Origin of the sequence: Streptomyces sp. NPDC059816 (assembly GCF_042732055.1) — a bacterium.
Taxonomy (GTDB): Bacteria; Actinomycetota; Actinomycetes; order Streptomycetales; family Streptomycetaceae; genus Streptomyces.
The window spans coordinates 17,008-40,064 of the sequence record NZ_JBHWIQ010000045.1 but is presented as its reverse complement, the minus strand read 5'-3'; the positions used below and the strand labels follow the sequence as shown (position 1 = coordinate 40,064).

Below are 23,057 nucleotides of genomic sequence, written 5' to 3'. Positions count from 1 at the left end.
ACACCCCCATCCTCCACATGCACCCCACGATCCACCCCCATCGACAACGCCTTCCGCACCGCATCCCGCGCATCATCCGGACCCACCGTCACCACCGTCACCTCAGCATCACCAACCGCCTCCCCCAACCGCAACGCCTGCTCCACCGCATACTCATCCAACTCCGACAACAACCCATCCACCCCCTCACGATCCACCACACCCTCCTTGGTGAACCCCCGCTCACCCGCAGCATCCGGCACGTACTTCACACACACAACGATCCGCAAGCTCACAGCGAACACTCCTATCGGCGAGACGGCCCCTACGCGTACGTGTACCCGTACCAGCAATGCGACACTATGGCACTCAGTACCCTCTGTAAAGGTACGTAGTGCCAAAAGAGGGCTCGCGGTGTTACGTTCCCCGCATGACCGCAGACGCAGATCCGGCCACCGGCGGCCCTGGCCCCGGCCCCGTGCGCGAGGGGAAGCCCCCGATGCGCGAGGCGCTGGCCGAAGCCGCCTTCCAGCTCTTCCTGGAGCGGGGCTTCGAGCAGACGACGGTGGACGACATCGTGGCCCGTGCGGGTGTCGGGCGTCGGTCGTTCTTCCGGTACTTCCCGTCCAAGGAGGACGCCGTCTTCCCGGACCACGAGAGGTGCCTCGCGGACATGCGGGCGTTCCTCGACGCGCACCCGGGCGGGGACCCGGTGGCCCGGGTCTGCGACGCGGCGCGACTGGTGCTGCGGCTGTACGCGGCCAACCCCGAGTTCTCGGTCCAGCGCTACCGGCTCACCCGTGAGGTGTCCGGGCTGCGGACGTACGAACTATCGGTCGTCCGGCGGTACGAGGCGACCCTCGCCGGCTACCTGCGCGGGCGCTTCGGTGCCTCCCGGGACGGTGACCTGCGGGCCGAGATGATCGCCGCGGCCGTGGTCGCCGCGCACAACAACGGGTTGCGGACCTGGCTGCGCGCGGGGGGCGCGGGCGATCCCGACGAGGAGGTCGACCACGCCCTGGACCTGGTGCTGCGGGTGTGGAACGAGTCCGGCGAGGTGTCGGTGCCCACCCGGTCGCCAGGGTCCGTCGCGACCGGCGCCCCGGCCGACAGGGCCGACAGGAGCGATGACGATGACGTGATCGTGGTCGTCGCCAAGCGGAACGCGCCGCTGTGGCAGATGGTCCAACGGATCGAGTCGGCCCTGGAAGACAACTGACGAGAGCAGACGACAACCGACGCGAGCTGACGAGAGCAGATAAATCCGGCGAAAGCCGAGGTCAGGACCTACGGCCCAAAATAACGACACTCAGTGCCTAGCCCACTCGGCACTGAGTGTCATATGGTGCGCGCATCGGTCGCGCCGACGCGGCCGGTGCGCCACCGAGCCGAGCGCAGGGGGGTCCGTCCATGTCCCAGCCCGGAACCGACACCACGTCAGACACCCACGGGGAGACCGGTCTGCCGTACCAGCGCTGCCGTTGGTGCGGCACCCCGTCCTTCCGCCGGCTGCTCTGCCCCGTGTGCTCCTCCAGCGACCTGGAGTCCGAGCGCAGCACCGGGGAGGGCGTGGTCGTCCGCTCGATGGTCGTCCACCGGTACACCCGGCTGGCCCGCAACGAGTCACTGGTCCGGTTCCCCGAGGGGTTCATCTTCCGCTGCCGGGTCGTCGGCACCGAGCCCCACCTGGTGTGGGTGGGCGCCCGCGTGCGGTACGCGGCGGACCCCGGGACCGATCCGACGTCCGGTGAGGTCGTCGTCGAACTGTGCGATCCGGCCCGGTACGCCGACCACTTCTGACCACACTTCTGACCGCACTGGGATGGGCGCCGTCCGGCCGATGGGTCCGGACGTGTGACCTCGGGCCGGGAGCCTGTGCGCCGCGCTGACCCGTGCGGCGCGCGCGCCGATACCTTCGAAGCTTGACGTGGAGCCCGCAGCAGGACGCGCGGCTTCCCTCCTGCGTCCCACTGCGAAGGTGGAAACTTGAAGGCCATCCGTCGCATCACCGTCCGACCCGTGCTCCCCGCGCCGCTGGCCCCGCTGAACGACCTGGCCCGCAATCTGCGCTGGTCCTGGCACGAGGAGACCCGCGAGCTCTTCCGCTCCCTCGACCCCGAGCGCTGGGACGCCGCCCACCGCGACCCGGTCCGACTGCTCGGCACCGTCACCGCCGAACGGTTCTCCGCCCTCGCCGACGACCCCGCGTTCCTGGACCGGCTCGCCGCCTGCGCCGAGGACCTGCGCGAGTACACCGGGGGCGACCGCTGGTACCAGACCCGGACCGGCGGCGGAGGACCGGCGGCCGTCGCCTACTTCTCGCCCGAGTTCGGCATCACCGCGGCCCTGCCCCAGTACTCCGGCGGCCTGGGCATCCTCGCCGGGGACCATCTGAAGGCCGCGAGCGACCTGGGCGTTCCGCTCGTCGGCGTCGGACTGCTCTATCGGCACGGCTACTTCCGGCAGACCCTGTCCCGGGACGGCTGGCAGCAGGAGCAGTACCCGGTGCTCGACCCCGACGAACTCCCGCTGACCGTCCTCAGCGAACCGGGCGGCACCCCCGCGCACCTCGCGCTGGCCCTGCCCGGCGGGCGGAGCCTGCGCGCGCGGATCTGGGTCGCCCAGGTCGGCCGGGTGCCACTGCTCCTGCTGGACTCGGACCTGGAGGAGAACGACAGCGGCGCGCGGGAGGTCACCGACCGGCTGTACGGGGGCGGCAGCGAACACCGACTGCTCCAGGAGATGCTGCTGGGCATCGGCGGGGTCCGGGCGGTGCGTGCGTACTGCCGCCTCACCGGTCACCCCGCTCCCGAGGTGTTCCACACCAACGAGGGGCACGCCGGGTTCCTCGGCGTCGAACGCATCCACGAACACGTCGGCCGCGGTCTCGACTTCGACGCCGCGGTCGAGGCGGTCCGCGCCGGCACCGTGTTCACCACCCACACCCCCGTCCCGGCCGGCATCGACCGTTTCGACCGCGCTCTCGTCGCCCGGCACTTCGGCCCCGACGCGGAACTCCCCGAACTCGACGCCGACCAGGTGCTGCGCCTCGGCCGGGAGACCTATCCCGGCGGCGATCCGACCCTGTTCAACATGGCTGTCATGGGACTGCGGCTCGGCCAGCGGGCCAACGGGGTGTCCCTGCTGCACGGACGGGTCAGCCGCGAGATGTTCGCCGGCCTGTGGCCCGGCTTCGACGCCGAGGAGGTGCCCATCACCTCCGTCACCAACGGCGTGCACGCCCCCACCTGGGTCGCGCCCGAGGTGCTGCGGCTCAGCGCCCGGCAGTTGGGGGCGCGCCGTGTCGAGGAGGCGCTCTCCACCGGCGACGACTCCCGGTGGGACGCCCTCGCGGAGATCCCCGACCCCGACCTGTGGGGACTGCGCCGCACCCTGCGCGAACAACTCGTCGGCGAGGTCCGCGAGCGGCTGTACCGGTCCTGGCGGCAGCGGGGCGCGGCGGCGGCCGAACTGGGCTGGATCGACTCCGTGCTCGACCCGGACGTGCTCACCATCGGCTTCGCCCGCCGGGTCCCCTCGTACAAGCGGCTCACCCTGATGCTGCGGGACCGGGAACGGTTGACGAGGCTGCTGCTGCACCCGGAGCGGCCCGTGCAGGTCGTCGTCGCGGGGAAGGCGCACCCCGCGGACGACGGCGGGAAGCGGCTCGTCCAGGAACTGGTGCGGTTCACCGACGACCCGCGGGTGCGGCACCGGATCGTGTTCCTGCCCGACTACGGCATGGGCATGGCGCAGAAGCTCTACCCCGGCTGTGACGTCTGGTTGAACAATCCGCTGCGCCCGTTGGAGGCGTGCGGGACCTCCGGGATGAAGGCGGCCCTCAACGGCTGCTTGAACCTGTCGGTCCGCGACGGCTGGTGGGACGAGTGGTACGAGCCCGACTTCGGTTGGGCGGTGCCCACCGCCGACGGGGACGCCACGGACCCCGAGCGGCGGGACGACCTGGAGGCGCGGGCCCTGTACGACCTGCTGGAGCGGCGGATCACGCCCCGGTTCTACGAACGGGGGCCGGACGGCCTGCCCGACCGCTGGGTCGCGATGGTCCGCCAGACCTTGACCCGGCTCGGCCCCAAGGTGCTGGCCGCCCGGATGGTCCGGGAGTACGTGGAGCGGCTGTACGTGCCCGCGACCACCGCGCACCGGGCGTTGACCGCGGACGCGGCCCGGGAGCTGGCCGGCTGGAAGGCGCGGGTGCGGGCCGCCTGGCCGCGGGTCGCCGTCGACCACGTCGAGGCGTCGGGCGCCGGCGCGCCGCCGGAGTTGGGGGCGGTGCTGCCGCTGCGGGTCAGGGTGCGGCTCGGCGAGCTGGCGCCCGGGGACGTGGAGGTGCAGGCGGTCGCCGGCCGGGTCGACCCGGACGACCGGATCGTCGACGCGGTGGCGGTGCCGCTGAAACCGGCGGGGGGTGCCGACCTGGAGGGGTGCTGGGTGTACGAGGGGCAACTCGACCTCGCGAGGACCGGACCCTTCGGGTACACCGTCCGCATCCTGCCGGCGCATCCGCTGTTGGGGTCCGCCGCGGAGCTGGGACTGGTCGCCGCGCCGGTGACCGGGACGGCCACCGGCGCGGGAGTGCTGCTGCGCTGAGGCGCGCCGCGGGGCGGCCGGGGGACCCGTCGTTCCCCCGGCCGCCCGGTCACGTCGAGCCGGGCAGGCTACGGGAACGTCAGCTTCCAGCTGTTGATGTACCCCGTGTCCTGGGCGGCCACGTCCTGCACCCGGAGCAGCCAGGTGCCGTTGGCCACCTCCGAGGACGCGTCGACGGTGTACGTGGCGCTGACGTTGTCCGCCGAGTCGCCGCTGCTCGAACCCTTCAGGCGGTACGCCGTGCCGTCCGGTGCCACCAGGTCGACCACCAGGTCACCGCGCCAGGTGTGGATGATGTCCACGCCCACCGCCAGGTTGCTCGGGGCGTTGCCGGTGCGGCCCGTGACGCTCACCGCCGAGGTCACGGCCGATCCGCGGTCCGGGATGGCGACGTCCGCGGTGTTCTCGAAGACCGTCCCGGTGGGCGGCTCGCCGCCCGGACGGCTGCCGACCGCGACGCCGGCCCACGCGTCCTGCACCGCCTTGTACTCGGGGCTCGTCGTCCCGTACAGCTCGCCCGCGACCGCGAGGGTTCCCGTGCGGGCGCCCGCGTAGTTGGTGGACGAGGTGAACTTCGTGGTGAGCGCGCGGAACCAGATCAGCGCGGCCTTCTCCCGACCGATGCCCGTCACCGGCAGCCCGTCGGAGGTCGGCGAGTCGTAGGACACCCCGTTGAGGGTCTTGGTGCCGCTGCCCTCGGACAGCAGGTAGAACCAGTGGTTCGCCGGGCCGGACGAGTAGTGCACGTCCACCGAGCCGATGCCCGCGTACCAGTAGTCCTTGGACGAACCGTCCCGGCTGGGGCGGTCCATGTACCGCAGCGGGGTGCCGTTGCCGCGGATGTCGATCTTCTCGCCGACCAGGTAGTCACCGAGGTCGGAGGTGTTGTTCGCGTAGAACTCGACGGCCGCGGCGAAGATGTCGGAGGTCGCCTCGTTGAGTCCGCCGGACTCCCCGCTGTAGATCAGGCCCGCGGTGTTCGAGGTGATGCCGTGCGTCATCTCGTGCGCGGCTACGTCCAACGAGGTCAGCGGCTTGGCGTTGCCCGCGCCGTCGCCGTACGTCATGCAGAAGCACGAGTCGGACCAGAACGCGTTGACGTAGTTGTTGCCGTAGTGGACGCGGGAGGACGCGCCGACCCCGTCGCCCCGGATGCCGCTGCGCCCGTAGACCTCCTTGAAGTAGTCCCAGGTCTCCGCGGCCCCGTACGCGGCGTCGGCGCCGGCGGTACCGAGGTTGTTCGGAGTGCCGTCGCCCCAGGTGTCGTTGGACTGCGAGAACAGGGTGCCGGTGCCGCTGGTGGCGCGGTTGAGGTTGTACGTGCGGTGGTTGCCGCGCGTCGAGTCGGTCAGGGTGTAGTTCCCGCCCGACTGGGTGCTGCCGACGGTGACCTGGCCGCTGTACTGGGTGTTGCCGACGCCGTTCTCGATGGCCTGCCACTCGTACAGCTTCTCGCCGGTGGCGGCATCGGTGACGACGTGGAGTTCGTTGGGGGTCCCGTCGTGCTGGAAACCGCCGACCACGGTCTCGTACGCGAGGACCGGCTTGCCGGAGGCCAGCCAGACGACCTCGCGCGGGGCGCGGTCGGCGGACTTCTTCTTCGAGCCCTCCGCGGCGGCCTCGCGCACCGCCTGCTTCTCCGCGGTGTCGGCCGCGATGCGCGGGGCGGCGGCGATGCCCTTCAGCGCGGAACGCGACGCCTTGGTGACGCCCTGCGTGGCGCCCGACGCGGCGCTGTCCACCACCAGGTCGCCACCGAGGACGGGGAGCCCGTCGTAGGTGCGCTCGTACCGGGTGTGGGTCGAGCCGTCGCGGTCCTTGATGACGTCGCGGACGACCAGCTTCTCCTTGGCGCCGAGGCCCAACTCCCGGGCGGTCGCGCCCGATCTCGCCTCGGCGTCGCGTATCAGTGCGGCGCGCTGGGCGGGGGAGAGCTTGGCGGGCAGCGAGCCGGGGTCGGCCTTGGTCGACGCGGCCTGGGCCCGTCCTTCGGGAGCTGCGGTGGCGGCGCCGGTCTGCACGGCGACGGCCAGCAGTGCGGCGACGGCGACGAGCGCGCCCCCGGTCGTGGCCCGGCGGCGCCGGGTTCGGCGGCTACCGGGGTGCTGCGCGGGGGGCAGGGGGGAGATGGGTTTCAACACGGACTCCTTCTGCGTGGTCGCCGGTGTGCGCGACCAGGGGAGCCGGGCGGCGGGTGGCCGTCCGGGCAGATCGTGGCGGAACCATGTGCGGTCGGTGTCCCCCCGGTTGGGGGACGGCGGGAGCGCGCGGTGCGTGGTGGTCCCAGCCCGGGGGTCTGCGGCGGCGCTCGGGTCGCCGGGGCGGGAGGAGCCCGCGTCGCTGCGGGTGGCCGGCCAGGCCGGGGTGCCGTACGGTGCCGCCGGGGCGAGCGGGACGGACCGTGCGGTACGGCGACCGAGGGGAAGACTTGCACTCCGGCGGCTCACTTGTCAGGAGCGCGTCATAACGTTGGCTCGAAATGGTCCGTTGCGCGGAGGCGTGCGTCCGCTGAGCGGTTCCCGTGCGGGTGCGTGGCGGTTGCCCGCGCGCTGTTCGGCTCGGTGCGCGGTGGTTGCCCGCGCAGTTCCCCGCGCCCCTTCGGGTGCGTCCTCCTGGCGGTGCGCTGTCCGGCTCGGTGCGCGGGGGATGCGCAGTTCCCCGTGCCCCTCGTCGGGTGCGTTCACCTGCGGGTGCAGGGTTCTGTGCGGGTGCGCTGTCGTTCTGCGCAGTTCCCCGCGCCCCTATCGGGGCGCCTCCGCCGGCTCGCACCCCGATCAGGGGCGCGGGGAACTGCGCGAACGCCCAGCGCACTCGGGCTGGACCGCGTACGTCGATTGGGTCGCACCCGAGGGGGCGCGGGGAACTGTGCGGGCAACCACAGCGCACCGAGCCGGACCGCGCACGCCGAGCGGAACCGGATCGGCCGGGCGCCGAGCCCGTCAGTGCACCGCGGCGTCGCCGGACCGCAAACGGACGTCCGGGATCGCATCGAGCTGCCGAGCCCACTCGGGATACTTCGCCCGCTTCCCCCGGTGCAGCGCGGCGATCCGCTCCTCCAGGTCCGGGGCCGGGTCGTCCGACAGCCGCAGGCTCACCAGTCGCGCGAGACGGGGGATGACCACGTCGTCGCCCCGCAGATGGACTGGGTCGTACAGGTAACGCTCCAGCGCGTCGAGGTCCCGCACGCCGGCGAGGTACGTGTGGGTGAAGCCCTCCGCGGGGTCGCCGACGTCCCGACCGACCGCCCCGAACTCCGCCCACTCACTGGTGGACGTGCGGCGCATCGCGGCCAACACCTCCTCCCGTTCCGCCTCGGTCGTGTCGTCCCGGAAGCTGAAGCGCAGGATGTTGACGATCATTCCTCGACCTCCTCGTCCTGGGGCTGCCCTCGCCCCTGAAAAGTTGAACCAATGGGTTCAATCTCTTGTGCTTGCTAGTAAAACACCTGGGTGTGGTGAGTTGAACCCGTGGGTTCAAAATTGGCGCGCAGGGCTACCATGCGGACATGAGCGGTCGGCGGACACGGGTGGTCGGATGACGGAGCGACACGGCGCATCGACCGGTGTCGTGCGGGGCACGGGCGCCGGCGGCGCCGGCGGGAGCGGGCGCATCGACAAGCGGCGGGCCATCCTGGACGCCGCGTTCGTCGTCTTCGCGCGCCGGGGCTACGCCGGGGCGTGCGTGAAGGAGATCGCGGCGGAGGCCGGGGTCGCCAAGCCCACCGTCTACAACCACCTCACCGGCAAGGAGAACCTCTTCCGTCGGGCGATGGAGGCGACGGCCGACGCGGTCGCCGAGGAGAACCTCGCCGTCCTGGACCGCCTGCGCACCCCCGGCGACGACCTCGAAGCCGCCTTGGACGACGTGGCGTTCCGGCTGCTGAAGGTCTGCCGGGGCGAACGCGCCGGCGCGCTGCGCTGGCTCACCCACGCCCAGGTCGCCGAGTTCCCCGACCTCGTGGTCGCCGTGCAGGAACGCACGGCGGTCCGGGTCGCCGACGCCCTCGCCGACCGACTGGCCAGGCTCACCCTCGCCGGACGGCTGCGCGCCGGCGACCCCGCCCACGCGGCCGAACAGCTGCTGTCCCTGCTCACCGGCCCGCTGGAACTACGCTCCCGGCTCGGCACCCGTCCGATCTCCACCGCCGAGGCCCGGGCGATCGCCGAACGTGCCGTACGGACCTTCCTCCGGGCCCACGCCACCGGCGACTGACCGCACCGCTGCTCCGGCCGGGGCCGGCTGCGGCGGTGCGGTGCCGGTGCGTCCGGTGACGGTCCGGGGCGTCCCGTACCCGTTCGAATTCTGAACCGAATTCCCCCGCGCCCCAGCTGGACACCCAGTACCGCACCCCTCACCCGATCAGGCCAAATACCTTATGCAGCAACGTATTTGACTGCCCGTCGCTGCTAGCCTTCGCGCAACGAGGTCGGAGGAGGGCGACGCCATGAGCAGGCCGTGGGAAGCAGACCGGGAATCACACTTCAAGAGGCGCCTCGGCAAGTCGGCCCTGGAACTGGGCCTGACCAACTCCGGCCCCGAATGCCCGGACATCTGGGAGTTGGAGAACGGCGACTTCGCCGTGATCGGACGAGACCTCACCGCCTCCCTCGGCGTCCGCCTACCGGACGGCGTCTCGATCGGCCCGGACGAGCGCCTCGTGGTCATCCCCCGCACCATGCTCATCTCGGCGAAGACGGACATCCCCCGTGTTTGAATCCTTCCGCGCCGGCGCCGGCGAGGTCCTCAAGAGGCCCGACTACCTCGAAGACTTCGGCCGGTTCTACGGCGGCGACATCCGTCTCCTCGCCAAGATCGAGCGCGGCCAGACGTTCAAGGAGCAGGGCTCACCGAGCTGGGAGGCGTTCGCCCACGGCGACTGGCCGGGCGCCCTGCGACTGATCGAGGCCGAGCGGGATTCCGTCGCCGCGTACTTCCAGGACGCCGCCCGACGCGACCTGGTGTTCCGCAGGCTCCGTATCGTCGAATTCCCGGTGACTCCGTACCTCCAGTGGGAAATGCACTCCTTTCGGCTCCGATCGCAGTTGGGCGAGGAGATCCGGGTACTGGACGCCCGGGAGATCGCACAATGGGAACGTGATGTTCCCTTTCCCGAGGTCGTCGTGCTCGGGAATGCGGTGATGTACGCCGTGATCTACGACGAGGAACGGAAGGGCGCGGGTGCCCGCCGGTTCACCGATTCCGGGGAGATCGCGACGACGCTCGCCGAATTCGCGTCCCTGTACCGCGCGGGCGAGGAGTTCTCGGAGTTCTTCGAGCGGGAGATCGCCCCGCTCGGACCACCCGCCGTCCTGTGACCCGGCAACCACCACGCAGCAGCACGAGGAGCGTGCGCCATGGACCCGGAGCTGACCGCGCTCGCGCAGAGCGCGGGCCTGACCCTCGTCACCCTGCTGGCCACCGACGCCTGGGAGCACACCAGGGACGGAGTCGTCGCCCTCTGGCGGCGGGCCCGTCCCGAGCGGGCCGACGCGGTCGCCGCCGAACTGGACAGCACCCATGAGGACCTGACCACCACCCCGGGCGCCGAGGACGAACTGGCAGCCGCCTGGCAGGTCCGGATCGGGCGGCTGCTCCTCGACCGGCCCGAGGTCGCGGTCGAACTACGGGGCCTGCTGGACGCACTCGCCCCCGGCCCGACGACCGCACCGACCCTCTCCCAGCGCGCCACCGCCTCCGGCGACTCCCGGATCTACCAGGCCGGCCACGACCTGCACATCACCGAGCGATGAGCGGGTCCACCGAGGGCCGGGCCGAGGACAACGGCCGCGTCTACCAGTCCCGGGGGGACCAGCACATCACCGAGCACCACCACCACGGGGACGCCCGGCCCGGCACCTCGGGCACCGCACCGGACTCCGTGCGGCGACCGGCCGTGGGGCGCCCACCGGTGGTCCTGCGCGACCGGGCGGAACTGATGGCCCGGTTGCGGACCGCCCTCGAAGACGGCCGGGCCCACCAGGTCTACGTCCTGCACGGTCTGGGCGGCTGCGGCAAGACCGCCGTCGCCTCGGAACTCTTCCGCTCCGTGACCACCGGGGGCGCGCGGATCGGACTGTGGGTCAACGCCTCCGACCTGACCTCGCTGCGCGCCTCCATGCTCGCCGTCGCCGCGGACCTGGTGTGGGACCGGCTGGACCGGTCCGACGAACCGTGGCTCCTGGTGATCGACAACGCCGACGACCCGGCCGTACTGCGCGACGGCAGTTGGCTGCGCACCAGCCCGCGCGGCATCACCCTGGTCACCACCCGGCAGGTCGCCGCGCACTGGTGGCCCGGCGCCGAACTGCACCACGTGGGGGTGTTGCCGCGCGAGGACGCGGCCCGGGTGCTGTGCGACCTGGCCCCGGAGAGCGGAACGGTGGCGGACGCGACCGAGATCGCGGACCGGCTGGGACGACTGCCACTGGCGCTCACCCTCGCCGGCGGCTACCTGGCGCACCAGGTGATCAGTCCGTGGAGCATGACGGAGTACGGAAGGGCCCTCGACCGGGGGCACGAGGTGGACGCCATCGAACTACTGGACCAGGGGGCCGAGTACGGCGGCGGCCACGACTCGCGCCATCTCGCCAGCAGCACCTGGGAACTCTCCCTGGACGCCCTGCGCGCCAAGGGACTGCCCGAGGCCACCACCCTGATCCGGCTGCTCGCCTGCTGGTCCCCCGACCCGCTGCCGCTCACCCTGCTGGCGGGTGCGGGCATCGGCGCGGTGCTGCCCCGCGCGCGGGTGGAGACGGCGCTGCGCGGGCTGCTCGACCACTCGCTCACCCGCCTCCTCCCCGGTCCGCCCCGCTGCGTGCGCACCCACGGGGTGCTGCTCGACAGCATCGCCCGCCTCGTCCCGGCCGCCCAGCGCGACGCGCTCGTCGGTGCCGCCGCCGACCTGCTCGGCACGGTCCTGCCCGAGGTGACGCGACCGTGGGGGCGCGAGGACCCGCCGCTCGCCCCGTTCGCGCCGCACACCCGGGCGTTGCTGCGCCGGGCGACCCGGTGGAGCGAGGTCGGTCCGCAGACCGCGACGCGCGTGCTGGACTGCGCGTTGCGGCTGGTGGTGGCCCTGCACCGGGCGGGCGACCACGCGTCCGCGCTGTCGGTGGGGCAGGACGCGGTGGCGCGCGGCACGCGGTTGCTGGACGCGAACCATCCCGCGGTGATCGCGATCCGCCAACGGGTCGGGCGGGCCCTCTACCGCCTCGGACGGTACGAGGAGGCAGCGGCGGCCCATCGCCTCGTCCTCGCGGACTGCACCGCGGCGTTCGGCGCGGACGCCGTCGAAACGCTGGAGAGCTGCGTGGCGCTGTCCCCGGTGCTGTTCTGGGCGCTCGACCAGCGGACCGAGGCGGTGGCGCTGCTGCGGCGGGCCGTGGCGGGCCGGACCGCCGTGTGGGGCGCGGCCCATCCGGCGACCCTCGTCGCGCGGACGTACCTCCTGGAGTTCACGGCCGGCCCGGAACCGGACCCGACCGTCGGACCCGAGCTGCTGGCGGACTGCCGCGGCACGGTCGGCGCCGGGCACCCGATCACCCTGGCCGCCGAACTCAACCACGGCTTCGCCCTGATCACCGCCGGCTGTCAGCGACAGGCCCTGCCCCTGGTCCGTGACGTAGTCGCGGCCTTGGAGCGCGTCTACGGGCCGGACCACCCCAAGACCCTGGCCGCCCGCTCCCTGCTGAGCCGGGTGCTCGGCGAACTCGGTCAGGACGCGGCAGCGGTGGCGCAGGCCGAACGGGTGGCGGACGCCCGGGCGCGCGTGCTCGGACCCGCGCACCCGTGGACCGCGTGGTCGCGGGAGCGGCTCGCCGAGCGCCGGCGGGCCCGAGCCGAACACGACGGGGCCTGAGGTCCGCCGACCCGGCGCGGGGGCCCGCGCCCCGGGCGTCAGCCGACCAGGCTCTCCCGCCAGGCCCGGTGCAGCCCCGCGAACGACCCCGTGCCGCCGATCAGTTCGGCGGGGGAGCCGTCCTCGATCACCCGGCCGCGCTCCATCACGAGCACCCGGTCGGCTATCTCCACCGTGGACAGCCGGTGGGCGATGACGACCGCGGTGCGGCCCCGCAACACGGTGTCCATCGCCTGTTGCACCGCCCGCTCGCCCGGCACGTCCAGCGAACTGGTGGCCTCGTCCAGGATCAGCACCGCCGGGTCCGCGAGCAGCGCCCGGGCGAAGGCCACCAACTGGCGCTGCCCGGCCGAGATGCGCCCGCCCCGCTTGCGCACGTCCGTGTCGTACCCGTCCGGCAGCGCGGCGATGAAGTCGTGCGCGCCGATCGCCTTCGCGGCCCGCTCGATCTCCTCGCGGGAGGCGTCGGGGCGGCCGATCGCGATGTTCTCGGCGACCGTGCCGGAGAACAGGAACGCCTCCTGGGTGACCATCACGACCCCGCGCCGCAGCTCCGGGAAGGCCAGGTCCCGCAGGTCCACCCCGTCGAGCAGGACCCGGCCCTCGGTCGGGTCGTAGAACCGGGCGAGCAGCTTCGCCAGGGTGGACTTGCCGGCCCCCGTCGACCCGACCACGGCGACCGTCTGGCCCGCCGGTACGCGCAGGTCGAAGCGGGGCAGGATCTCGCCGCCCGTGCGGTACGCGAAGCGCACCCCGTCGAAGACCACCTCGCGGCCCGGCCGCTCCCCCTCGCGTTCGGGCAGCGCACGGGCCTCGACCGGCTCCGGTACCGAGGGACGCTGATGGAGCAGCCCCGCGATCTTCCGCAGCGAGGCGCCCGCCGACTCGTACGAGTTCAGGAACATCGCGAGCCGGTCGATCGGGTCGTACAGCCGGCGGATGAACAGCACCGCGGCCGCCAGCACGCCCAGTTCCAGGGTGCCGCCCGCGACCCGGTAGCCGCCCCACAGCACCATCCCGGCCACGGCGGTGTTCGCGATCAGCCGGGACAGCACCACGTAACGCGCCATCTCCAGCAGCGAGTCCCCGTTGGCGCGCTCGTGCCGGCGGTTGAGCACCGCGAACCGCGCGTCGTTGGCGCGCTCGCGGCGGAACGCCCGCACCGGGCGGATGCCGTTCAGGGTCTCCGCGAACTTCACGATCAGATCGGCGATCGCCGACGACCGCTCGGCGAACACCCGGGCCGCCCGCCGCCGGTACATCCGCATGACGAAGTACAGCGGGACGAACGACAGCACGGCCACCGAGCCCATGGCCAGGTCCAGCCAGAGCAGCATCAGCGTGATGTACAGCGAGGAGACCACCACGCCGACGAGTTCCTGGAGGCCCTCCTCCAGCAACTCCCGCAGCGCCTCCACGTCCGAGGTGGACCGGGAGATCAGCCGCCCCGAGGTGTAGCGGTCGTGGAAGTCGACGCTGAGCGCCTGCCCGTGGCGGAAGATCCGGCCGCGCAGGTCCAGCAGCACCGCCTGGTTGACCCGGGCCGCGAGGCGGATGAACCCGTACTCCAGGCTGCTGCCCAGGGCCGCCGCGAGCAGGTACGCCACCGCCACCGCGATCAGCGGCCCGTGGTCGTCGGCGCGGAACGCGGGGACCCCCCGGTCGATCGCGTACGCCACGATCAGCGGGCCGGCCTGCACCGCGGCCTGCTGGACCAGCAGACACAGGGCCGTCACCGCCACCATGCGGCGGTGCGGGCCGAGCAGGGACCGCAGCAGGGCGCCGGTCGCCCCCCGGGGGGAGGGCAGGTCGTCCCGGTCGAAGGGGTCGCCGGGCCCGGGCGCGGCGGTGTCCGCGGCCGTGGTGGGCGGCTGGTCCTCGGGTGTCGGTCGGGGTCGTTCGCTGGTCGTCGTCATCGGGTCCGGTCCCCCTCGGGCCCCTCGGGGCCGTCGTCGCCCGACATCAGGTGCCGGTACTCGGCGCTGTCGCGCAACAGTTCGTGATGGGTGCCCACCGCGGTGATCCGGCCGTCGGACAGCAGGGCGACCCGGTCGGCGAGCAGCACGGTGGAGGGGCGGTGCGCCACGACGAGGGCCGTCGTCTGGGCGAGGACCTCCCGCAGCGCGGCCTCGACGGCCGCCTCCGTGTGCACGTCCAGGGCGGACAGCGGGTCGTCGAGCACCAGGAAGCGGGGGTTGCCGACGACGGCCCGCGCCAGTGCGAGCCGCTGCCGTTGGCCGCCGGAGAGGCTGAGGCCCTGTTCGCCGACCTCGGTCGCCAGTCCGTGCGGGAGGTCCGTGACGAAGTGGGCCTGGGCGACGGCGAGGGCCCGCTCCAGCGCGGCGTCGGGCGCGGCGTCGCGGGCGTCCGCGGTCGCGGTGCCGTCCCCGCCGGTGGTGCCGTCCTCGCCGGTGGTGGCGGCGCCCATCCGGACGTTCTCCGCGATCGAAGCCGAGAACAGCGTCGGTTCCTCGAACGCCATCGACACCAGCTCGCGCAGCTCGGTGCGGTCCATCGCGGTGACGTCCCGGCCGTCCAGTGTGATCCGGCCGCCGCTGACCTCGTGCAGTCGGGGCACCAGGGCGGTGAGCGTCGTCTTGCCGCTGCCGGTGGCGCCGACCAGCGCCATTGTCTCGCCCCGCCGCACGTGCAGGTCCACCCGACCCAGGACGGGTACGGAGTCCGGGTCGGCATCGGGGAAGCGGAACGTGACGCCGTCGAAGCGCAACCCGTCGTCGTCCGGCAGCAGCCCGTCGTGGAGCCCGGTGCCGTGCGGGTCCTCCTCCGGGGCGTCCATCGCTTCGAAGTAGCGACGGGTGGCGGTGGCCGCCTCCTGGCTCATGGCGACGAGGTAGCCCAGCGATTCGACGGGCCAGCGCAGGGCGAGCGCGGTCGACAGGAAGGCGACCAGGGTGCCCGCCGACAGGGTGCCGTCGGCGACCTGCACGGTGCCCACCACCAGGGCCGAGCCGAGCGCCAGTTCCGGGAAGAACGTCAGCGAGGCCTGCACGGTGGCCAGCAGCCGCGCCTTGCGCAGTTCGGTGCCGCGCAGCTTCCCGCTCAGCTCGCGGAAGGCGTGCGCCTGGCTGCGGTGGCGGCCGAAGCCCTTGATGACCCGGATGCCGAGGATGCTCTCCTCGACGACCGTCGTCAGGTCGCCGACCTGGTCCTGGGCCCGGCGGGACGCCGCGGAGTAACCGCCCTCGAAGCGGTACCCGATGACCATCATCGGCAGCGCGGGAAGCAGCAGGATCAGCCCCAGCGTCCATTCCTGGGACAGCAGCACGGCGAAGCCCGCGAGGATCGTGATGCCGTTGACCAGCAGGAACGTCAGGGGGAAGGCGAGGAACATCCGGATGACCGCGAGGTCCGTGGTGCCCCGGGACAGCAGTTGGCCGGAGGCCCAGCGGTCGTGGACGGCGACCGGTAGCCGCTGGAGGTGGCTGTAGAGGTCGGAGCGCATCGCTGCTTCCACGGCGGCGAGCGGGCGGGCGACGAGCCACCGGCGGAAGCCGAAGAGCACCGCCTCCACCACGCCGAGCGCCAGCAGCAGGGCGGCCCCCAGCCAGACGCCCCGCTGGTCCCGGTCCGTGATCGGTCCGTCGACCAGCCACTTGAGGGCGATCGGGAAGACCAGGGACAGGCAGGACGCGACCACGGCGACGGCCGCGGCGGAGATCCAGCGGGCGCGCACCGGGCGGACGTACGGCCACAGGCGCAGCAGGGTGCGGACGGCAGGGGTCTCGCCGGCGGGTGGCGGCGTGGGCGTCTCCACCGGCTCCGCCGGTGTGGGTGTAGTGGGCATCAAAATCGACCTTACGTGGCGGATTCCGCCGGGCCCACCGGTTTTCGCCCCGCCCCGCATCGGCCGCTGGACCTAGGTCCCCCTCCGGCGCCCGGGCCGCCCCCGCACCGACCGGCCCGTTCGGCGGGGGAACGGGGTGGGCCGTCCGGCCGGTACCGGGGCGGCGCACGGCCGGGGGCCACGTTTCCCGGGGCGCGCACGGTCGTTGGGCGGGGCGTGATCCGACTACTGAGACGCGCCCCGCGCGCGGGAGCGGCGCTCGCCGCCGCCGTCACGTCCCTGTCCCTGCTCACCGGGGCCTCGTCCTGCGGGCCCGAGGGCCTGGCCGGCAAGCCCCGGGCGCCCCGGGACGCCATCCAGGTGTGGCCCGCCGACGCCCGCCGGGACGTCGCGGTGAACGATCCGCTGGTGGTGCGGGTGCCCGACGGACGGCTGGAGTCCGTACGGGTGGTCAGGACCGGGGACGCCCGGGAGCACCCCGTACCCGGCCGGGTCTCCGGGGACGGACTGAGCTGGCGGCCCACCGCGAAGCGGCTGGCGCCGGCCGCCGCGTACCGGGTCGACGCGGTCGCCCTCGACGGCCACGGCCGCAGGACCGCCCGGCACACCACCTTCCGGACCCGCGTCCCCGACGAACGGTTCCTCGCGTACACCGCGCCGGAGAACCGGGCCACCGTCGGCACCGGCATGATCGTCTCCCTGGAGTTCAACCGGAAGGTCGTCGACCGGGCCGCCGTGGAACGCGCCGTCGAGGTCACCACCCGGCCGCCGGTGGACGTCGTCGGGCACTGGTTCGGTGCCGAGCGGCTGGACCTGCGGCCCGAGACGTACTGGAAGCCGGGCACCGAGGTCACCGTGCGGCTGCGGCTACGGGACGTGGAGGCGGCCCCCGGGGTCCACGGACTCCAGGACCGGAGCTTCGCCTTCACGGTGGGCCGCGCGCAGACGAGCGTGGTGGACACGGCGGCGCACACCCTGGAGGTCCGGCGCGACGGGGAACTGCTCGCCACCCTCCCGGTCACGGCGGGCACCGCCAAGTCGCCCACGTACAACGGCAAGATGGTGGTCACGGAGATGTTCGAGACGACCCGGATGAACAGCCGCTCGGTCGGCTTCGGCGGTGAGTACGACATCCCGGACGTCCCGCACGCCATCCGGCTCACCTCCTCGGGGACGTTCCTGCACGGCAACTACTGGGCCGGCGGCGTCTTCGGCAAGAGCAACGTCAGCCACGGCTGCGTGGGACTGCGCGACGTGAAGGGCGGCAGTTCGCGCACCCCCGCGGGCTGGTTCTTCGACCGGACCCTCGTTGGGGACGTGGTGGAGGTGCGCCACAGCGAGGACCGGGTGGTCGCGGCGGACAACGGGCTCGGCGGCTGGAACCTCGACTGGGCGCAGTGGCGCTCCGGCTCCGCGCTGCCCTGACCCGTGCGCCCCGCAGGTGCACCCAACAGCCCCTGGACACACAGGGATCCGGGACCGAACGGTGACAACCGCGGTCCTCCCGCAGCGGCGCCCGGTGGCTAGGGTGATCCATAGCGCGCTCTACGCGCGGGGGTGCCGGCCCGCTCGGGCCGTGCGAGGGGAGAGTCACCGTGAAGACCGTGAAGAGGGGACCCATATCCGGTGCGCACCCGGTCCACCGGGGAGGGGGGAGGAGAGTCGGCCGCCGAACCGGGCTCGCCGCGATCGCGCTCACGGCGGCGTTCGCCCTGGTCACCGGCTGTGGCGGGGGCGGCGGCGAGCAGGACGGGGACGCCGCTGACGGCAAGGGCGGCAAGGACCGGGCGGCCTCCGGATCGGCGGACGCCGCACCGTCCCGGGCGCTCGTCCGGATCGTTCCCGCCGACGGTGCGAAGTCCGTTCCCACCGAAGGGAAGCTGAAGGTCACCGCGGCGCGCGGCAAGCTCCGCGAGGTCCGCGTCAAGGACACCAAGGGCCGTGCGGTGCCCGGTCGGATCGCCGCGGACGGCCTGCGCTGGACACCCGATCGCCACCTCTCCTCCGGTACGACGTACCGGGTCCACGCCGTGGCCGTGGACGCCGAGGGGCGCGAGTCGACCAAGGAGTCGCGCTTCACCACCTTCGTGCCCAAGACCACGTTCATCGGGACCTTCACCCCCGAGGACGGGTCCACCGTCGGTGTCGGCATGCCGTTCTCGATCAACTTCGACCGGGGCATCACCCGCCCCGAGTCGGTGGAGCGCGCCATCCGGATCACCACCGAGCCGGCCGTCCCGGTCAAGGGCCACTGGTTCGGCAACGACCGGCTCGACTTCCGCCCCGAGAAGTACTGGAAGCCCGGCACCAAGGTCACCGTGACGCTCGGCCTCGACGGGGTGCAGGGCCGCCCCGGCGTCTACGGGAAGCAGCTCAAGAAGGTCTCGTTCACCATCGGCCGCTCCCAGGTGTCGACGGTGGACGTGAAGAAGAAGCAGATGTCCGTGGTGCGCGACGGGAAGGTCATCAAGCGACTGCCCATCACGGCGGGCGCTCCGGCCACCACCACGTACAACGGGAAGATGGTCATCAGCGAGAAGCACGAGGTGACCCGGATGAACGGCGCCACCGTCGGGTTCGGCGGCGAGTACGACATCAAGGACGTCCCGCACGCCATGCGGTTGTCCACGTCCGGCACCTTCATCCACGGCAACTACTGGGCGGGCGGCGTCTTCGGCAAGAGCAACGTCAGCCACGGCTGCATCGGGCTGCGGGACGCGCGTGGCGGCTGGGACAAGAAGTCCCCGGCCGCCTGGTTCTTCCACAAGTCCCTGATCGGGGACGTGGTCGTCGTCAAGAACTCCAAGGACAAGCACATCCAGCCGGGCAACGGGCTCAACGGGTGGAACATGCCGTGGAGCAAGTGGTGACCTGCGCCCGACCGGTGTGAGCGAGCGCACGGGGGCCCTGGCGTGAACGGTCGCTAACCTTCTCGGCATGACTGTGCATCTCGAAGTCGCCGAGGGCGTTGGCACGATCCGTCTCGACCGACCCCCGATGAACGCCCTGGACATCGCCACCCAGGACCGGTTGAAGGAACTGGCCGAGGAGGCCGCCCGCCGTGACGACGTGCGGGCGGTCGTCCTGTACGGCGGTGCGAAGGTGTTCGCCGCGGGCGCCGACATCAAGGAAATGCGGAAGCTGGACCACGCGGGCATGGTGCGCAGGTCCGGCGCGCTCCAGGAGTCGTTCACGGCCGTCGCCCGCATCCCGAAGCCGGTGGTCGCGGCGATCACCGGCTACGCCCTGGGCGGCGGCTGCGAACTCGCCCTCTGCGCGGACTTCCGGATCGCCGGCGACAACGCCAAGCTCGGGCAGCCGGAGATCCTGCTCGGGCTGATCCCCGGCGCCGGCGGCACCCAACGGCTCGCCCGGCTGATCGGCCCCTCGAAGACGAAGGACCTGATCTTCACGGGCCGGCACGTCCGCGCGGACGAGGCCCTCGCCATCGGGCTGGTGGACCGCGTGGTGCCCGCGGCCGAGGTGTACGCGCAGGCGCACGCCTGGGCTGCCGCACTGTCCCGGGGTCCGGCGCTCGCGCTGCGCGCGGCGAAGGAGAGCGTGGACGCGGGTCTGGAGACGGACCTGACGACCGGGCTGGCGATCGAACGGACCTGGTTCGCGAGCCTGTTCGCCACCGAGGACCGCGAACGCGGTATGGAGAGTTTCGTGAAGGACGGCCCGGGCAAGGCCAAGTTCCTCTGAATCGTTCCCAGTTGGGGGCGATTCCCCTGCGGTGCGGCGTGCGGCCCGAGCTCGGGTCCGAGGTCCGGACCGGGTCGCCGCGGGGTCGCCGCGGGGTTGACGAACCGTGCGGGGGCGTCGACCGCACGCCGCATCGCCCCTCGTACGGGCGAAATCCGGATACGCGGCGCCGTGCCGGTACTCCGATGGTGCGGTTTGTGCGACCCCGGTGTGCATCTTGGGGGTGGCGCGGTGGCTGCTGATGGTGATCGCCCGGATGCATGAGGTCACCGCAGGTCAGAAGAGGTGGCGAAGAGGGCAGGCCGGCATTGGCCTATACCAAAGACTCCCTGCGGAAGGGCCGATTCCGTCCGGTCGATTCCGCGGGAACGGCCCCGGACCCGCCATCGGACGGCCATGATGGGGGGCATGGCGGGGCTGGAGGGCATCGAACAGCCGGGATGGCACGGGGGGGCGACCGCGGCGCGTTGGTCCCCCGCAGTTGCTGATGAACAGGCGCTGCACGCGCTGGAGTTGTACGGCGACCCCACCGAGCGCGAAGTCCTCCTGCCGTCCCTCCCGGAGTCCGCCGCCCAGGCGCGTCGGCTCGCACAGGTGGTGGTCCTCCAACGCTGGGCGCTGTCGGAGAAGCTGACCGAGGACGCCGTGTTGCTCGTGTCCGAACTGGTCGGCAATGCGGTCCGGCACACCGGCGCCCGCCGCTTCGGGCTGCGCCTGTTGCGGCGGCGCGGTTGGATCCGGGTGGAAGTGCGCGACCCCTCACGGGGGTTGCCCTGTCTCATGCCCGTTCGGGCGCTGGACGTGTCGGGGCGGGGTCTCTTCCTGGTGGACAAGTTGTCCGACCGGTGGGGTGTGGACCTGTTGCCGCGGGGCAAGACGACCTGGTTCGAGATGCGGGTCGCCGACCGCTGACCGCGGAGGCCGACCGCGCGCCTGGTGCGCCCGGGACGGTTCCGGTGGGGCCGGCGGGGGACGCACGAAGGCCCCCGGTCACCGTTGTGCGGTCTGGCGGGGGCCTGCGTGAAGCACCGGGAACGCGTTGGGGGTGTGGGTTCCCGTCTGCATGGAGCGACCGTGGCCCGGGTCATGGGGGGTCGTGAGTTCGACTATGGCAGACCCGAACCGATGATCCAAAGGCGAGAATCGTGGCGAAAGCCTGCAAATCCGGACAAAAGGGAAGTGAATCATTGGTGAGATGGGCCACTTGCCTGGTAAACGGTGGGTTGCGTGCCGGTGAATGGCTCATTCGGGAGGAGGGTCGAGAGTGACCTGAGGGGTGCCGAAGATCGCCAATGGGCTAGTCGATGATCTTATCGGGTGAATAGCGGCGCTCCGCTCCGGGCGGTCCTTGTGGTGCGGGCAGGAGTCAGGTAAGCCCGACCGCCGCGCACGGGTCGCGCGGTGCCGACCACGAAGGACGCTGCCCGATGCCCGTACCCCTGAAGCTCACCCGCCGGGTGGCCACGGCCCTGCTCGGCCCGACCGTGCTGGTCGCCCTCGCGGGCTGCGGCGCCCAGGGCGACGGGCGCGGCGCCGAAGCCGAAGCCCGCGGAACCGAGCGCGGCGCCCCGCCCCCCGCAGCCACGCCCCGGGTCGAAGTGCTGCCGGGGATGCCGCCGGTCGTGGACCCGAACGACCTCTACTCCGAGGACCGCCCGAACCGGCTCTCCCCGGTGGTCAAGGACTTCCCGTCCCGGGTGTACGTGCCCAACACCGGCTCCAACACGGTCAGCGTGATCGACCCCGAGACCTACCGGGTCGTGGAGACCATCAAGGTCGGGGCCCAGCCCCAACACGTGGTGCCGTCCTGGGACCTGCGGACCCTGTGGGTCAACAACAACCGCGGGAACACCCTCACCCCCATCGACCCGAAGACCGGCAAGGCGGGCAAGCCGGTACCGGTCCACGACCCGTACAACCTGTACTTCACCCCCGACGGCAAGCACGCCGTCGTCATGGCCTCGCTCGACCGCCAGCTCGTCTTCCGCGATCCGCACTCCATGGAGATCAGGAAGACCGAACCGGTCAGCTGCTACGGCGTCAACCACGCCGACTTCTCCATCGACGGACGCTACTTCATCGTGTCCTGCGAGTTCTCCGGCGAACTCCTCAAGGTCGACACCCTGCGCAAGAAGGTCGTCGCCCAGCGGAAGCTGCCCCTGAAGGGCGCGATGCCCCAGGACGTGAAGGTCTCCCCGGACGGCAAGACCTTCTACGTCGCGGACATGATGGCCCACGGCATGTGGGTCCTGGACGGGGACTCCTTCGCCGAGCCGAGGCTGCTGCCCACCGGCAAGGGGTGCCACGGCCTGTACGTGAGCCGCGACTCGAAGGAGATGTACGTCTCCAACCGCGGTGAGGGCACCGTCTCCGTCTTCGACTTCGCCCGGGGCGAGGTCAGCAGGAAGTGGCGGCTGCCCGACGGCGGCAGCCCCGACATGGGCGGGGTCTCCGCCGACGGCAAGGTGCTGTGGCTCTCGGGACGGTACGACTCCGAGGTGTACGCCATCGACACCCGCACCGGCGCCCAACTCGCCCGCGTCAAGGTCGGCTCCGGTCCCCACGGGCTCGCCGTCTACCCCCAGCCGGGCCGCTACTCCCTCGGGCACACGGGCGTCTTCCGCTGAGGCGCGCCCCGCGCGCCCGCCCCCGCACGCCCTCCGCACGTCCCTCGGCCCCGGGTGAACCGCTGGTCTCGGGCCCGGCCCCGGGGTGCGGCGTACGGGGGGACGCGCACGGGCCGATAATCTGACCCCGTCAAGCAGGACGAAATTAAGGGGTGGACCCGGTGGCGGACATCGAGGCAGCGCGCAAGGCGTTCGAGCGGTTCGACGCGGACGGCGACGGCTTCATCACGGCGGCCGAGTACAAGACCGCCATGGCCCAGCTCGGTGACTGGAACGTCACGGAGTCCGTGGCCGAGGCGATCATCGGTGCGCAGGACACGAACAGCGACAAGCTGCTCTCCTTCGACGAGTTCTGGGCCCACCTCAGCAAGTAGGCCCGGCCGACGGTTTCCGGGGCCCATCGCGCGGTCCCGGATTCCGTCCCGCAGTCCGTCCTGAAATCTTCGGTGAGACGGAATACCCAACGGCTAAGCGG

The 23,057-nt window shown here is 72.3% G+C and carries 19 protein-coding genes; 14 read left to right on the top strand and 5 right to left on the bottom strand.

The annotated features are described in order from the left end of the window. Positions 1-275 (bottom strand): electron transfer flavoprotein subunit beta/FixA family protein (locus tag ACFV88_RS34550; protein ID WP_385496131.1); only part of this gene is annotated, 275 nt, incomplete at its 3' end. Between the two features lie 203 nt (positions 276-478). Between ACFV88_RS34550 and ACFV88_RS34545 the strand changes: the two genes are divergently transcribed. The 3 genes from ACFV88_RS34545 (at position 479) to glgP (ending at position 4,587) form a co-directional block, all read left to right on the top strand. Beyond that, positions 479-1,198 carry a TetR family transcriptional regulator gene (locus ACFV88_RS34545; RefSeq protein WP_385496134.1) on the top strand — a complete coding sequence of 240 codons (720 nt, stop codon included), beginning with the start codon at positions 479-481 and terminating at the stop codon, positions 1,196-1,198. 191 nt (positions 1,199-1,389) lie between these two features. Next, positions 1,390-1,779: a Zn-ribbon domain-containing OB-fold protein gene (locus ACFV88_RS34540; RefSeq protein WP_385496130.1), complete on the top strand. Its 390-nt coding sequence runs from the start codon at positions 1,390-1,392 to the stop codon at positions 1,777-1,779. A 186-nt stretch (positions 1,780-1,965) separates the two neighbouring features. After that, positions 1,966-4,587: an alpha-glucan family phosphorylase gene (gene glgP, locus ACFV88_RS34535; protein ID WP_385496129.1), complete on the top strand. Its 2,622-nt coding sequence runs from the start codon at positions 1,966-1,968 to the stop codon at positions 4,585-4,587. A gap of 68 nt (positions 4,588-4,655) precedes the next feature. Here the strand turns inward: glgP and ACFV88_RS34530 are convergent, their stop codons facing one another. Continuing rightward, on the bottom strand, positions 4,656-6,725 hold the full coding sequence (locus ACFV88_RS34530; protein ID WP_385496128.1) for a M4 family metallopeptidase: 2,070 nt from the start codon (positions 6,723-6,725) through the stop codon (positions 4,656-4,658). 801 nt (positions 6,726-7,526) lie between these two features. Then, complete coding sequence (locus ACFV88_RS34525; RefSeq protein ID WP_385496127.1) at positions 7,527-7,946, bottom strand: Dabb family protein; 420 nt, start codon at positions 7,944-7,946, stop codon at positions 7,527-7,529. A 175-nt stretch (positions 7,947-8,121) separates the two neighbouring features. Between ACFV88_RS34525 and ACFV88_RS34520 the strand changes: the two genes are divergently transcribed. From ACFV88_RS34520 to ACFV88_RS34500, 5 genes are all read left to right on the top strand, one after another. Further along, on the top strand, positions 8,122-8,799 hold the full coding sequence (locus ACFV88_RS34520; RefSeq protein WP_385496126.1) for a TetR/AcrR family transcriptional regulator: 678 nt from the start codon (positions 8,122-8,124) through the stop codon (positions 8,797-8,799). A gap of 232 nt (positions 8,800-9,031) precedes the next feature. Beyond that, a complete protein-coding gene (locus tag ACFV88_RS34515; protein WP_385496124.1) occupies positions 9,032-9,301 on the top strand; it encodes a hypothetical protein in 270 nt (89 codons plus the stop codon). Continuing rightward, positions 9,294-9,902: a DUF6879 family protein gene (locus ACFV88_RS34510; RefSeq protein WP_385496123.1), complete on the top strand. Its 609-nt coding sequence runs from the start codon at positions 9,294-9,296 to the stop codon at positions 9,900-9,902. Before ACFV88_RS34515 ends, ACFV88_RS34510 begins: the two co-directional genes overlap by 8 nt. Positions 9,903-9,941: 39 nt before the next feature. Beyond that, on the top strand, positions 9,942-10,337 hold the full coding sequence (locus ACFV88_RS34505) for a hypothetical protein (RefSeq protein ID WP_385496122.1): 396 nt from the start codon (positions 9,942-9,944) through the stop codon (positions 10,335-10,337). Beyond that, positions 10,334-12,445: a tetratricopeptide repeat protein gene (locus ACFV88_RS34500; RefSeq protein WP_385496121.1), complete on the top strand. Its 2,112-nt coding sequence runs from the start codon at positions 10,334-10,336 to the stop codon at positions 12,443-12,445. Before ACFV88_RS34505 ends, ACFV88_RS34500 begins: the two co-directional genes overlap by 4 nt. Positions 12,446-12,483: 38 nt before the next feature. On the opposite strand, the gene ACFV88_RS34495 is transcribed toward ACFV88_RS34500, so the two are convergent. Then, positions 12,484-14,361, bottom strand: a complete 1,878-nt coding sequence (locus ACFV88_RS34495) for an ABC transporter ATP-binding protein (RefSeq protein WP_385496120.1) — start codon at positions 14,359-14,361, stop codon at positions 12,484-12,486. Then, positions 14,358-16,250, bottom strand: a complete 1,893-nt coding sequence (locus ACFV88_RS34490) for an ABC transporter ATP-binding protein (protein ID WP_385496119.1) — start codon at positions 16,248-16,250, stop codon at positions 14,358-14,360. The genes ACFV88_RS34495 and ACFV88_RS34490 overlap by 4 nt, the downstream gene beginning before the upstream one ends. 216 nt (positions 16,251-16,466) lie before the next feature. Here ACFV88_RS34490 and ACFV88_RS34485 point away from each other — a divergent pair, with 216 nt between their 5' ends. From ACFV88_RS34485 to ACFV88_RS34460, 6 genes are all read left to right on the top strand, one after another. Next, the gene (locus ACFV88_RS34485) at positions 16,467-17,675 is read left to right on the top strand and encodes an Ig-like domain-containing protein (protein ID WP_385496118.1); all 1,209 of its coding nucleotides are present in this window, start codon (positions 16,467-16,469) and stop codon (positions 17,673-17,675) included. A 179-nt stretch (positions 17,676-17,854) separates the two neighbouring features. After that, a complete protein-coding gene (locus tag ACFV88_RS34480) occupies positions 17,855-19,120 on the top strand; it encodes an Ig-like domain-containing protein (protein WP_385496133.1) in 1,266 nt (421 codons plus the stop codon). A 67-nt stretch (positions 19,121-19,187) separates the two neighbouring features. Next, the gene (locus tag ACFV88_RS34475; RefSeq protein WP_385496117.1) at positions 19,188-19,955 is read left to right on the top strand and encodes an enoyl-CoA hydratase/isomerase family protein; all 768 of its coding nucleotides are present in this window, start codon (positions 19,188-19,190) and stop codon (positions 19,953-19,955) included. Positions 19,956-20,363: 408 nt separating this feature from the next. Next, positions 20,364-20,867 (top strand): ATP-binding protein, encoded by a 504-nt coding sequence (locus tag ACFV88_RS34470; protein ID WP_385496115.1) that lies wholly within the window; start codon positions 20,364-20,366, stop codon positions 20,865-20,867. A 515-nt stretch (positions 20,868-21,382) separates the two neighbouring features. After that, positions 21,383-22,582 carry a YncE family protein gene (locus ACFV88_RS34465; protein ID WP_385496114.1) on the top strand — a complete coding sequence of 400 codons (1,200 nt, stop codon included), beginning with the start codon at positions 21,383-21,385 and terminating at the stop codon, positions 22,580-22,582. Positions 22,583-22,743: 161 nt separating this feature from the next. Further along, positions 22,744-22,956, top strand: a complete 213-nt coding sequence (locus ACFV88_RS34460) for an EF-hand domain-containing protein (protein WP_385496112.1) — start codon at positions 22,744-22,746, stop codon at positions 22,954-22,956. Positions 22,957-23,057 lie beyond the last annotated feature (101 nt).